Origin of the sequence: Virgibacillus phasianinus (genome assembly GCF_002216775.1) — a bacterium.
GTDB classification, from domain to species: domain Bacteria; phylum Bacillota; class Bacilli; order Bacillales; family Amphibacillaceae; genus Virgibacillus_F; species Virgibacillus_F phasianinus.
Genome location: NZ_CP022315.1, coordinates 1,426,285 through 1,440,216 on the forward strand (window position 1 = coordinate 1,426,285; position 13,932 = coordinate 1,440,216).

General features: G+C 38.8%; 11 protein-coding genes. 9 read left to right on the top strand and 2 right to left on the bottom strand.

Going from position 1 to position 13,932, the window contains the following annotated elements; all coding sequences use genetic code 11:
* Positions 1–55 precede the first annotated feature (55 nt).
* From CFK37_RS07325 to CFK37_RS07335, 3 genes are all read left to right on the top strand, one after another.
* The gene (locus tag CFK37_RS07325; protein WP_089063565.1) at positions 56–964 is read left to right on the top strand and encodes a DUF1002 domain-containing protein; all 909 of its coding nucleotides are present in this window, start codon (positions 56–58) and stop codon (positions 962–964) included.
* 128 nt (positions 965–1,092) lie between these two features.
* Positions 1,093–2,625 (top strand): MFS transporter, encoded by a 1,533-nt coding sequence (locus CFK37_RS07330; protein WP_089061243.1) that lies wholly within the window; start codon positions 1,093–1,095, stop codon positions 2,623–2,625.
* A gap of 284 nt (positions 2,626–2,909) precedes the next feature.
* Positions 2,910–4,598, top strand: a complete 1,689-nt coding sequence (locus tag CFK37_RS07335; protein ID WP_089061244.1) for a peptide ABC transporter substrate-binding protein — start codon at positions 2,910–2,912, stop codon at positions 4,596–4,598.
* Positions 4,599–5,588: 990 nt separating this feature from the next.
* On the opposite strand, the gene CFK37_RS07340 is transcribed toward CFK37_RS07335, so the two are convergent.
* The gene (locus CFK37_RS07340; RefSeq protein ID WP_089061245.1) at positions 5,589–5,957 is read right to left on the bottom strand and encodes a DUF3899 domain-containing protein; all 369 of its coding nucleotides are present in this window, start codon (positions 5,955–5,957) and stop codon (positions 5,589–5,591) included.
* A 311-nt stretch (positions 5,958–6,268) separates the two neighbouring features.
* On the opposite strand from CFK37_RS07340, the gene CFK37_RS07345 reads away from it, so the two are divergent.
* The 6 genes from CFK37_RS07345 to CFK37_RS07370 all read left to right on the top strand — a co-directional run bounded on the left by CFK37_RS07345 (position 6,269) and on the right by CFK37_RS07370 (position 13,377).
* The gene (locus tag CFK37_RS07345; protein ID WP_089061246.1) at positions 6,269–7,969 is read left to right on the top strand and encodes a peptide ABC transporter substrate-binding protein; all 1,701 of its coding nucleotides are present in this window, start codon (positions 6,269–6,271) and stop codon (positions 7,967–7,969) included.
* Between the two features lie 166 nt (positions 7,970–8,135).
* The gene (gene opp3b / locus CFK37_RS07350) at positions 8,136–9,065 is read left to right on the top strand and encodes an oligopeptide ABC transporter permease (protein WP_089061247.1); all 930 of its coding nucleotides are present in this window, start codon (positions 8,136–8,138) and stop codon (positions 9,063–9,065) included.
* A 2-nt stretch (positions 9,066–9,067) separates the two neighbouring features.
* On the top strand, positions 9,068–10,213 hold the full coding sequence (gene opp3C / locus CFK37_RS07355) for an oligopeptide ABC transporter permease (protein WP_089061248.1): 1,146 nt from the start codon (positions 9,068–9,070) through the stop codon (positions 10,211–10,213).
* Positions 10,214–10,231: 18 nt separating this feature from the next.
* The gene (locus CFK37_RS07360) at positions 10,232–11,305 is read left to right on the top strand and encodes an ABC transporter ATP-binding protein (protein ID WP_089061249.1); all 1,074 of its coding nucleotides are present in this window, start codon (positions 10,232–10,234) and stop codon (positions 11,303–11,305) included.
* Positions 11,295–12,230, top strand: coding sequence for an ABC transporter ATP-binding protein (locus CFK37_RS07365; protein WP_089061250.1), 936 nt, complete (start codon positions 11,295–11,297; stop codon positions 12,228–12,230). Before CFK37_RS07360 ends, CFK37_RS07365 begins: the two co-directional genes overlap by 11 nt.
* Before the next feature lie 340 nt (positions 12,231–12,570).
* Entirely contained in the window at positions 12,571–13,377 is an 807-nt protein-coding gene (locus CFK37_RS07370; RefSeq protein WP_089061251.1) for a 3D domain-containing protein, read from the top strand.
* A 137-nt stretch (positions 13,378–13,514) separates the two neighbouring features.
* On the opposite strand, the gene CFK37_RS20525 is transcribed toward CFK37_RS07370, so the two are convergent.
* Positions 13,515–13,643, bottom strand: coding sequence for a hypothetical protein (locus CFK37_RS20525; RefSeq protein ID WP_281251605.1), 129 nt, complete (start codon positions 13,641–13,643; stop codon positions 13,515–13,517).
* Positions 13,644–13,932 lie beyond the last annotated feature (289 nt).

Here is a 13,932-nt window from a genome sequence, read left to right on the forward strand (position 1 = left end):
AAAGCTTAAACGTCTGTTTTTGGACGTCACTGAGAAAAAGGAGCGACACATTAATATGAAGAAATTCATTACAACAACAGTTATGATGTTACTAATAATCACCTTCACAATAGGCATTACCCAGCCGACTTTTGCTTCAACAAGTATTAATGAAAAGTTAGGTGTCCCAATTCTTGTGTTAGGTGCAAATTTATCGGATGCACAAAAAGATGAGGTCCGTAAAATTTTAAATGTAAAAGATGATGATACTGTAGAGGAATATACAATAACGGGTGAGGATGCAGCCATATATATTAACGGCAATCCTGATGCACGGATGTTTTCCTCGGCCAAGATTACCCGTCAGGAGGAAGGCAAGGGCCTGACAATTAATATTGAAACACCTGACAACATAACCGAGGTTACAAGTGAGATGTATGCTAATGCATTGCTGACGGCAGGTGTGGAAAATGCGACAGTTGATGTTGCATCACCCGTGAAGGTAAGTGGGCATTCAGCGTTGACTGGAATTTATAAGGCATATGATGTACAAGGTGCCGACTTAGATAAGGAGCGAATGGAGCTTGCCAATGAGGAACTTGGTGTCGCTACTGATTTAGCCAAAAAAGATGGACTAAGCCAGGAAAAAGTAAGTGAGCTCTTAACTGAAATTAAAAAAGATATCGCCGAACAAAATCCTGCAACAAAGGAAGAAGTAGAAAAAATTATTGAAGATCGATTGAGCAAATTAAATATCTCGTTAAGTGATGCAGACCGTCAAATGCTTGTAGACTTGTTTAATAAGATGCGCGACTTAAATATTGACTTTGATAAAGTAAAAAATCAACTAGAAGACTTAACAACTACCATTAAAGATAAAGCGGATGAACTAGGCTTAGATGAAGGGTTTTGGACCAAGGTAGCAAACTTTTTCAGTGAATTCTTCCAAGCATTAAGTAACTTTTTTAAAGGACTGTTTAACTGATAGCGGAGATTAGAAAAGCTTGGCTTGTCGCCAAGAACTAATACTTTATACAGATAAAGATTTAACTTTCTTATAATGTAAAATAGGGCAATTCCTGGATTGGCCCTATTACATACAGAGGTGAGTAAATGATTAATCAAACCAACCAATCACAGAAATGGGCTATTACGTTATTTACGATTGGCGTATTCATGGCTGGGTTGGATAATGGAATCATTAGTACGGCATTAACAACTATTAATGACTCGTTTAATGTTTCTCCATCGTGGGGTACATGGAGCATCACGCTATACACGCTTGGAATTGCGGTAAGTGTACCAATTGTCGGCAAGCTTTCAGACAGATACGGCCGCAAACGTCTCTTTATCATAGAAATAACGTTATTTGCAATCGGTTCCTTATTGGTTGCTTTAAGCCCAACATTTACCTTTTTACTCATTGCTCGAGTGATTCAGTCAATTGGCGGCGGGGGAATATTTATTATTGGAAGCTCGCATATCCTGGCAACATTGCCAAAGGAGAAGCAAGGGCGTGCGCTCGGACTGCTAGGTGGTATGAATGGGATAGCCGCAGTAATTGGACCGAATCTTGGTGCAGTTATTTTGGATATTACCGGTTCCTGGCATTGGTTGTTTCTGATTAATCTGCCCATCGCCTTATTCCTTATTATCGGCGGGGTAATTAAAATTGATGAATCATACCCAGGCGAATCTAATAAACTCGATTTTACGGGAAGTGTTTTGCTTGCAGGTGCTATTCTTTCACTCATGCTTGGCATTACCAGATTAGATAGTCAATCATTTAAAGAAAGCTTGCTTCAAATAGATGTCCTCCCCTATATTATTTTGGGATTTGCCTTATTTATTATATTGTTAGTTCACGAGAAGCGGGTTGAGGCGCGTGGTGGAGACCCGATTCTTGCATTTTCTTTGTTGGAGAAGAAATTGTTTCAACTAACATTGTTGCTGGGTCTTCTGTCGGGAGGATTTCTTGCGGGGATTATTTTCATTCCGGCGTACGTTCAGCAAGTGCTGCAGGTACCGGTTGAAAATGCCGGTTATTGGTTGACCCCACTCGCATTGGCTTCAGGAATTGGCGCGGGGCTTGGTGGGTATTTGACAGACAAACGCAGTGCTGCGCAAACAGTTATTATATCTGGTGTTATCGGAATTATCGGCTTTTTCATGTTCCCGCTTTGGGTTTCGGGTGTTTGGACATTCATTATTGCCAGTGTGCTTGCTGGAATTGGTCTTGGAATATTATTAGGGGCACCATTAAATGTGCTGGTTGGTGAAAGTGCCAAAAGCGGAGAACAAGGTTCCGCGCTTGGAACATTATCATTAATCCGGCAAATTGGTTTAACATTATTTCCAACAATCTATGCAGGATATATTACCGGAAGCCTTACAAACATAAAGCCCACTATCGTGGAAAAGTTTGGCGCTGGAATAATCAATTTCGATTCACAAAGTGAACTAAATTATGGAGATATCCAGACTAAAATTAACCAAGTTCATGATGATATGCTTGTGGAAAAGCTGGAAACATCGGTTACAGCTGTAATGGAAACAGGATTTAACCATCTGTTTATCACGGCTGGCATCCTATCAGTATTTGTGGTGGCGGCAGGCTTATTTGTTGCTAAATATAGTAAAAATTGATAACAAGTAAACCCCCTAGGCTTTTAACGAGCGTTGGGGTTTTTTACACTTTAAGAAAGTATAATTCTTTATCGGTATAAAGTATAAAAAAATCTAAGGCTTTCGCCATTAGTTCTTGGCGACAAGCCAAGATTTTCTAAGGTATAGGAGGAAAGGTCTATTTTTGTAACGTGAACGTTACACTAGCAGGGTTTTTACCAAAAGTGATATAAAAAGGTAATGAAAAATAGTTAGAAGAGTCGTATAATTCTAATCACAGATAAGATATTTATAAGGGGGAAATTATGAAGTTATCAAAATTATTATTGCTCTTGTCATTGGGGATCCTGCTAAGTGTATTCACGGTTGCATGTTCAAGTGACAAGAGCAGTACGAAATCAAATGATGAAACAGGTGAAGATGCCAATTCAGAAACAGGTGGAGATGTGAAGCAAACACTTCATTTATTGGAGAGTGATACAATCCCGACAATGGATCTAACATTATCTACGGACGCACTTTCTGCCGTTTATATTGGAAATACAATGGAAGGTCTTTATCGTCTGGGAGAAAATGTGGAAGTTACTCCTGGTATTGCGAAGGACCATAAAGTAAGTGAGGATGGTACAGTTTGGACGTTTAACCTTCGTGAGGATGCAAAGTGGTCAAACGGAGATCCGGTAACAGCGCATGACTTCGTTTACGCGTGGAGGCGTGCAGTTGACCCTGACGTTGGGTCGGAATATGGGCCATATATGATGGGCGGTGTAGTCAAAAATGCAACAGCAATTAGTAAAGGTGAAATGCCACTTAAAAAGTTAGGGGTAAAAGCCGATGGAGACTATACATTCGTTGTAACGCTGGAAAAACCTACACCATATTTTGAATCGCTGACAGCGTTCAGTACATTTTTTCCGTTAAACCAGGAATTTGTTGAAGAACAAGGTGATGAATTTGCAACAAGCTCCGATACGCTACTTTCTAACGGCCCCTTCCTATTAACGGATTGGAAGAGCACGTCAACTAATTGGAATTTAGAAAAGAATCCGGATTACTGGGATGCAGAAACGGTTCAATTAGAAAAACTGACGTTTGATGTCGTTAAAGATCCACAGGTCGGTGTAGATTTATATGAAAAAGGTGAAGTAGACCGTGCAGGCGTCTCTTCAGATCTGGTCGACAAATATGCAACTAACGATGACTATACGACGACTCTTGAACCAACCTTATTCTGGTTGAAACTGAACCAGACAACTTCAGACGCGCTAGCTAATGTGAACATCCGTAAAGCGATTAGCAAATCAATTAACAAGCAAGCTCTGGTTGATGAAATTCTAAATGATGGATCTGTTGTTGCAAATGGCTTTGTCCCTAAAAATTTCAGTAAACATCCTGAAACTGGTGAAGGGTTCCGGGAAATTAATGGTGACTTGGTAACATATGACCCAGAAAAAGCAAAAGCATTATGGGAAAAGGGCCTAAAGGAAATTGGCAAAGATAAAGTGGAACTTGAGTTTCTGGGGCAGGATGGTGCAACCACAAAGCTCATGAACGAATTTCTTGCAAATCAAATGGAAAGCACTCTTCCAGGTCTAACTATTACGCTGAAACAAGTTCCATTCGAACAAAAGCTTGAGTTAGATTCAAGTATGAATTACGACATTCAGTACAATGGTTGGCTTCCTGATTTCCTTGATCCATATACATTTCTGAACTTATGGCTGACAGACGGTCAAAATAACAAGATGGGCTACTCTAATAAGAAATATGACAAATTAATTCAAAGTACGGCAAATGAACTAGCACTAAAACCAGTTAAACGTTTTGAAGCTTTCCTAGAAGCTGAAAAGATTCTGGCCGAAGATGCTGTGGTCGTTCCATTATATCAAAGGGCCCGCGCCCAATTAATTTCACCTAAAATACAAGGTGTTATTAGAAATCCAATGGGCTCAGCATACGATTATAAATGGGCAAGTGTTCAAGCAGTAAAATAAACAAAGAGGCTGGGACAAAAGTGTTTTAGCCAGAGAAATCCGAACTATGATTCAATTCTTTGATTAGAATTTGAAGTAGTTCGGATTTTTCTTGTCTGTTTTTGTAAACTTAAAGCTAAAAAGTATGCGCTGGATTGTTTTCCGCAGCGGACCGTTGCGCACCTTAGGGCACGGCTTCATTATTTAACCACTCCGCGGGGTCTTCAGCTCGCGCTGTTCTAAGCAGGAGTCAACAGTCCGGAGCGTAAGACATCACGTAATAGTGGACTTGCTATATAATACTGTTTTGTCTAATGACATATTAGCGGAGGAAAAACACGGAGACTCCTCGAAAAAGAAAAGCACTTTTTCTTCGTGCGATGCTTATTCGGGGAAGCATTCCTTGTCCTGTGGGAGCAGAAGCCTAGATGAGACCCCGGAGAGCGTAAGGAAGGCACTGAAAAAGTGGTGGATTTGATAAATTTAGCTATTCACCTTAACTTAGCATCTTGAATATACGGAGACTCCTCGAAAAAGAAATGCACTTTTTCTTCGTGCGATGCCTATTCAGGGAAGTTTTCCTTGTCCTGCGGGAAGTGAGAGATCGACGAGACCCCGGAGGACGGCAGTTAATGAAGCCCGACTAAAACCGCCCTTTGCGGGCAACGTCGGCTACCCCTTGCCGGGGCAAGGAGACTCGTCACTCGCCCGCGGAAAGCGCAGTATATTCAAGATGCTATCATAGATCCACCTATTTTGTACTACATTTACCTTTTTCAGTGGCCTCAGCGTAAGCTCGAGGAGGCTCATCAGCTCCCCACGGAAAGCGCAGTGTTTTTCCGCAGCGGTGACAAGGCACCGAACATGATAGTTAGTTTCGTCACAGAAGTTTATGTAAACTGCTTATTAAGATCCGATAGTTGAAAAAAACGTTCTAAACTTCCACCCCTTGATCGTTCGTCTTTTGAGTTGAACATTTTAGTTTTGTCCCTGCCTCTTTATTTAAAATCTCTACATATAATAAAGAATAAGCAGCAGAACAAGAATTATTAACAAGGCAAACGTCTGAAATGCAATAAACCGGTAAAAAGGTAAATTAATACGTTCAGACAACTTTGGAGAGCCCTCCGCTTCCTCAAGATAATCGCGATTTTTAGACATGATTGAGCCGAATCTTCTGAAGCTCCAGATAATCCCATCAAAGAAGCGCCCCCTTATGATAAATAAAAGTAGCATTAGGATTATATATACAATGGTAACGTAAAATAATGAGTCAATAAAAAACCGCAGATTAATAGGAGAAGTGGATAATAATAATATGACAAAGCCTATAAAAACATTAAACAGTAAGAATATCCATTTATTTTTTATGTAAACCATACTTGTACACCCTCTGATATAGAATATCTCCCATTATAGCAAAGATAAAAGTATTATAATATTAGAACTATATAACGAACAAAAAATATCTAAGATTAATGGTGTATCAACCGAATTTTGTAAAAAATAAGTAAAATAGTATAGGTAAAAAGACCTATCTTTTGTAATTGAAATGTTACTCTAGTAGACTTTTGCAAAAAAATCTTAAAAAAAGTAATGCAAAATAGTTTGAAAAATTGTATAATGCTAATTGTAGATAAATTATCTGCACAAGCACTTGGAAAACATAAAAAAGGGGAGGTCAACATACCATGAAATTGTCCAAATTTTCATTACTCTTGGCGTTAGGTCTTTTGCTAAGTGTATTCATGGTCGCGTGCTCAAGTGGAGACGAGAGCAGCAAAGATTCAGGTGGCGATTCAGACAAAGGCACTGAAGAAAAAGCCGCAGCTGAAGGGGAAGATGTAGAACAAGTACTTAATCTATTGGAAAGTGACACCATACCTACAATGGACGTGTCAATGGCTACCGATGAGATCGCTTTCATTTATCTAGGAAATACAATGGAGGGACTATATCGTCTTGGGGAAGACGCCAAAATGACTCCAGGTATTGCTAAAGACCACACAGTTAGTGATGACGGACTAACTTGGACATTTAATCTTCGTGAAGATGCTAAATGGTCAAACGGGGATCCAGTGACAGCAAATGACTTTGTTTATGCATGGCAACGTGCGGTAGATCCTAAAACTGGATCTGAGTATGGCCCATACATGATGGGTGGCGTAATCAAAAACGCTACTAAAGTAAACGAAGGTGAAATGCCTGTTGAAAAGTTGGGTGTTAAAGCTAAAGACGACTATACACTAGTTGTTACGCTTGAAAAACCAACACCATATTTTGAATCATTAACAGCTTTTGGAACCTTTTATCCATTAAATCAAAAGTTTGTTGAAGCACAGGGCGATAAATATGCAACAAGCTCTGATACATTATTATCCAACGGCCCATTCGTTATTAAAGATTGGAAGAGCACTTCAACATCTTGGAACTTAGTGAAAAATGATAAGTACTGGGATGCCGAAGCTGTAAACTTAAATAAATTAACATTTAATGTTGTTAAAGACCCACAAGTTGGCGTGGATTTATATGAAAAAGGTAAAGTACACCGTGCAGGTATTTCCTCTGACCTAGTGGATAAATATTCATCACACGATGACTTTACGATTACACCAGAGGCATCATTATTCTATTTGAAATTTAACCAAACAACTTCAGATGCACTTGCTAACGTAAATATCCGTAAAGCACTTAGCATGTCTATCAACAAGCAGGCTTTAGTTGATGAGGTTATCAATAACGGTTCCGTTGTTTCAAATGGTTTCGTACCAGCTAACTTCTCGTTCCATCCTGAAACTGGTGAAGACTTCCGCGAAATCAATGGGGATCTCGTAACTTATGACAAAGAAAAAGCTAAAGAATTATGGGAAAAAGGGTTAAAAGAAATTGGTAAAGATAAAGTATCACTTGAGTTCCTTGGTGGCGACGGTGAAACTACGAAGATCATGAACGAATACCTTGCTAATCAAATGCAATCAAACCTACCAGGTTTAGACATTACATTAGTTCAAGTTCCATTTGAACAACGTCTTGAAAAAGACACAAACATGGACTATCAAATTCAATTCTCTGGATGGGGTCCTGACTATCTTGATCCATACACTTGGTTGAACCTATGGTTGACTGATGGTGGAAACAATAAGATGGGTTACTCTAATCCTGAATATGACAAACTAGTTCAAAGTACTGTAAATGAATTAGCTCTTGAACCAGTAAAACGTTATGAAGCATTCTTAGAAGCTGAGAAGATTTTGGCTGAAGATGCTGCTGTTGCACCATTGTATCAAAGCGCTCGCGCACAATTGATTTCACCTCAATATCAAGGTGTTATTAACAACCCAATGGGTGCTACTTATGATTATAAGTGGGCAAGTGTAGGTGCAGCTGAATAACCAGGCTTTCTATTCATAAGAATATGCTGGGTTAAATTTGTTGGGTAAAGGGAGTATATTCCGAGATGGCGTATACTCTCTTTTCCAATGCAATAAAAAAGTCGTACAATTGTAAAGAATCGAATTTTTACAACATGAACCGACAAAATTCTTAGGAGGTGCAAGTATGACGCGATATTTACTAAAACGTATCATGTATATGGCGATCACATTATTTTTAATTGCTACAATTTCGTTCTTCCTTATGAAACTATTACCAGGGAGTCCGCTAAATGCTGAAAACAAACTTTCAGAAGAACAAGCTGCAGTTGTACTAGCTAAGTATGGGCTTGATGATCCAGTTCCAATTCAATATCTGAAATATATGGGTGGGCTTGTGCAAGGTGATTTAGGTATTTCCTTTGCATTCTCGAATACACCTGTTACAGACATTATTACGGACAGGATTGGACCTTCAATACAAATTGGTTTTCAGGCTATGTTAGTAGGTACTATATTAGGGATTCTTCTCGGTTTAGTTGCCTCAGTTTTCCATAACGGTTTTCTCGACTATGGTTCCACGATTCTGGCTGTACTCGGTACATCCATTCCATCCTTCGTATTTGCTGGACTATTACAGTGGGGACTTGCAGTTAAGTTAGGCTGGTTTCCTGTTGCGCTATGGGAAGGATTCGAATATTCGGTATTACCGACCATTGCATTAATGATTTTCCCACTGGCTACAGCCGCGCGTTTTACTCGAACGGAAATGCTTGAGGTGTTAGGATCAGATTTCATCCTTACTGCACGAGCAAAGGGTGTACGAGAAACAGGAATTATTTTCAAGCACGGACTTCGTAACGCATTAATACCACTTGTTACGATAATTGGACCAATGGCAGTAAGCTTAATGACTGGTACACTTGTAATTGAACAAATATTTGCGATACCAGGGCTTGGGGACCAGTTCGTATCATCTGTTATGGTTAACGACTATCCTACCATTATGGGAACAACATTATTATTTGCCTTTTTATTTGTTGTTATTATTCTAGTAGTCGACTTATTATATGGACTAATTGATCCTAGAATCAGAATTACAGGAGGGGAGAGTTAAAGATGGACCAGAATAAACTACCAAAAGAGCTTTTCGAACCCCTCGAGCAAAATGATGATGCAGGTGAGAAAATAGCAAAACCCAGTAGAACCTTTTTACAAGATGCGACTCGAACATTTTTAAAAAACAAACTTGCAATTGTTTCAGTATTAATTTTGATCATTATTGGAATTATGAGTGCCTTTGGGCCTGGTATGAATGAATATGGCTATAATGATCAGGATGTTACACGAGGAACCATGCCACCTCGAATTAAAGCCTTGGATGGCATAGGCTGGTTAGGTTTTGATGGAACATTAAGCAGCAGCTTTGAAGCTGAAAATGTAGAAGAAGCGACCAAAGATGCTTATATGCGCTATGATAATAAGAAAGAATTTATTGATATTGAAGTGAAAGACAAGGGTAATGGAACTGCTGATTCTGCAGAGGTGGAAGCTACCTACCATGTTTATCAAGCAAAAGATATGGATGATACCTATTTTTGGCTTGGCACAGATAATCTGGGCCGGGATCAGTGGACACGTCTTTGGAAAGGTACACGTGTTTCATTATACATTGCGTTTTTAGCAGCAGCTATTGACCTTATTATTGGTGTAGCCTACGGCGGTATTTCTGGATATGCCGGCGGCCGAGTGGATAATATTTTGCAGCGTATTATGGAAGTGTTAGTAGGTATTCCAAACCTGGTTGTTATTCTGTTAATGATCATAATTCTGCAGCCGGGTATTCTCTCGATTACGATTGCCCTGACCATAACGGGATGGATTGGCATGGCCAGGATAGTACGTGGTGAGATAATGAAAATTAAAAACATGGAATATGTATTAGCATCGAGAACTTTAGGTACAAAAAGTTCGAAAATAATTACTAGGCACTTATTACCGAATATAAGTGGTGTCATTATCATTAATACCATGTTCACGATTCCTAGTGCGATATTTTTCGAAGCATTTTTAAGCTTTATCGGTCTAGGGCTGGTACCACCGGAAGCATCATTAGGAACATTGATTAACACAGGGTTTGATTATATTAGAATCTATCCGTTCCTACTGTTATATCCAGCAATTATTATTTCTGTCATCATGATTGCATTTAATATTGTTGCTGACGGATTGCGGGATGCTTTTGATCCAAGAATGCACAAATAATAAGGAAGGTGTTTATAAATGAGTAAATTACTAGAAGTGAATGACCTAAAAGTATCATTTAACACCTTTGGCGGCGAAGTTCAGGCGGTACGCGGTGTAACCTTTGATATAAATAAAGGGGAAACATTAGCAATTGTTGGTGAGTCAGGCTCAGGTAAATCTGTTACAACAAAAGCTATTATGCGCCTTCTTCCTAAACCACAGGGTGTTATAAAAGAAGGGTCAATTTTGTTCGAAGGTGACGATTTAGTCAATAAAACTGAAAAAGAAATGCAAAAAATTCGCGGAAAAGATATATCAATGATCTTCCAGGACCCAATGTCATCATTGAACCCAACAATGAAAATTGGCAACCAGATTATGGAAGGATTAATGAAGCACCAAAAAATGAATCGCAGAAATGCAAATGAACGTGCAGTGGAGTTATTGAAACTTGTTGGTATTCCAAATGCAGAAAAACGATTGCATCAATATCCACACCAATTTTCGGGTGGTATGCGACAACGTGTTGTTGTGGCGATAGCATTAGCTTGTAATCCTAAGCTATTAATTGCGGACGAACCTACAACTGCACTTGATGTAACGATTCAGGCACAAATATTAGAATTAATGAAAGATATCCAAAGGGAAACAAGCAGTGCGATTGTTTTCATTACACATGACTTGGGTGTAGTGGCAAACGTTGCAGACCGGGTAGCGGTTATGTATGCAGGAAGAATAGTTGAAATTGGAACAACTGAAGAAATTTTTTATAATCCGAAACATCCATATACATGGGGGCTTTTAGGATCGATGCCTACACTGGATGATAATACAGATGATTTGATTACTATCCCAGGCAGCCCGCCAGATATGACAGATCCACCTAAAGGTGACGCATTTGCACCAAGGAATGCATACGCATTAAAAATTGATGAAGAAATGCAGCCGCCAATGTTCAAGGTATCTGATACACATTATGCTGCAACATGGCTACTGCATGAAAATGCTCCAAAGGTTGAGCCGCCGGCATCAGTACAAAAACGAATGCAGGGCTTTTCATCAACTGGTGTGACTCCAAGCGTTAAGGAAGGTGAACTACATGACAGCTGAAAAACTATTAGAAGTTAGTAACTTAAAGCGTCATTTTAAAATTGGCAGAAAAGGTGTCGTCAAAGCTGTTGACGGTCTAAACTTTGATATATATAAAGGTGAAACATTTGGATTAGTTGGTGAGTCGGGCTGTGGTAAATCAACAACTGGCAGAACCATTATCCGTTTATATGAAGCAACTGATGGAACAGTTAAATTTAGAGGCGAAAATGTACATGGAAAGAAATCGACAGCCGATATGAAGAAATTCAATCGTAAAATGCAGATGATTTTTCAGGATCCATCATCGTCACTTAATCCAAGAATGACTGTTATGGATATTATTGCAGAGGGAATTGATGTTCATAACCTGGCTAAAGATGCAAAAGAACGCAGGCAACGTGTTGAGGAATTGCTTGTGACTGTTGGTCTAAACAAAGAACACGCAACTCGTTTCCCGCATGAATTTAGTGGCGGCCAGCGTCAGCGGATTGGAATTGCACGTGCATTAGCTGTTAAACCGGAATTTATTATAGCGGATGAGCCTATATCAGCACTTGACGTGTCAATCCAGGCTCAAGTAGTAAACCTGTTGAAGAAATTGCAACGGGAGTACGGGTTAACCTATCTATTTATCGCACATGATTTATCAATGGTGAAATATCTGAGTGACCGCATTGGTGTAATGTATTTCGGAAATATGGTAGAGCTTGCGGACAGTGACGAATTGTACAGAAACCCATTACATCCTTATACGAAATCATTATTGTCTGCAATTCCGTTACCCGACCCGGAATATGAGCGCAACCGTAAACGAATTGAGTATGATCCAACGGTACACAACACGGATGAAGAACCGGAATTCAGGGAAGTTGCACCAAGACACTGGGTGCGTTGTACACCAACCGAATTCGAGCAGTATAAAAAAGAACTGCAAACAAACTAATGAGTACCATATATATAAATTATAGAAGAAGCCTTGCTATTCTCGTAGATAGCAAGGCTTTTTACATATTTATTAGTATTACCTGTTTTATATTTTTCAGAAAGATTACGAGGGGATTGCGGATATTTATGCAAATATAGCTACAAAAACTGCATTTTATCATCCTTTATACCTAGTAAACTGTAATATAGCAGGTATTTGTTATCATTCTATTATAATTGTAATATTCCCTGGGCTTAGCGGTAATTGTTGTAATAGACTCTTAACCTCTCTGTAACTGCATTGCTTATCCCCCTGTGGTACGATAGTCAATGTCAGAAATTTGAGGAGGGAACAACCTATGAAGAAGTTAGTAGCGATTATTGCTACAGGTATCATTATTGCTGGCGCAGGAATGACAAGTGTATCCGCTGAGGAGTATCAAGTAGAAAAAGGGGACAGCCTCTGGGATATAGCAAATGAATACAATACTACAGTCGATGATCTAGTTGAAATAAATGCATTAAAATCTACAGTAATTCACCCAAAACAAAAATTGTTTATTAATGAAACATATAAGGTTGAAAAAGGTGATACATTAATCGGAATAGGAGATGAATTTGATGTTGCAGTTGATGACATCAAGTCATGGAATAATCTTGATTCCGATATTATAGTTATTGGTCAAGAGCTTAAAATTAATGGTGTAAACATAGATCAACAGCAAGACAATCAGCCAGCTAAAGCAGAAAAAGCAAGTGCATCTGAAGAAACACAAAAAGCAGAGCCAAAAACAGAAACAACTAAAAAAGCAGAGCCGAAAACTGAATCTGATGATTCAAATAGTGCGGAAAAAGCAGAAAATGACAGCCCAGACGGCAAAACAATTTCAGTATCTGCTACTGCTTATACAGCAGACTGCCCTGGATGTTCAGGGGTTACGTCAACAGGAATTGACTTAAATGCTAATCCAGATGCAAAAGTCATTGCAGTGGATCCAAATGTAATTCCATTAGGATCTGAAGTTTATGTGGAAGGCTATGGCCGCGCTGTAGCTGGAGACGTCGGCAGTGGAATTAATGGTAATGAAATTGATGTCCATGTTGGTTCAAAAAGTGAAGCAAATACATGGGGTGTAAAAACAGTAAACGTAACAATATTAGATTAATAACACACAAATCAATAACACACAATTGAATAGTAAACGTCAGTAAAAATGAAAGGAAAGCAACACTAATTTAGTTTGCTTTCCTTTTTTTATGTGTCTAGCTCCAGTGCCCTGTGCTTTTGTTTGGGGTCGAAGCATTAAAGTTTAATGGATGATGGACTTGTATCCTGTTCAATTGTCTGATTTGGGTCCTGTGATTGCATGTATCCTACAATGCCAAACCCAATGATAAGCATCAGAAACAAAGCAACTAATATCTTTTTCATAATTTTCCCCCGTTGATGTTGTTGATATATTAGATAATGACTTATTCTTTCTTAAATTATAATAAAAAAGTGACTTTTTTACTATAGGATTTTATGACAAAATCCGATCAATTTCTTACAAATTTGCAAGGTTTTGAAACTAAAAGTGGAGTGTATGACAGTCCTATGTAGGTATATACTAATTTTAACTCGTATTAAACATAATTAGTCAATTATGGTAAACTGTAATAGGAATGCGCTTCAACAATTGATATGACTTAAAGTCCAAAGTGTTAGAACGCTTACATAA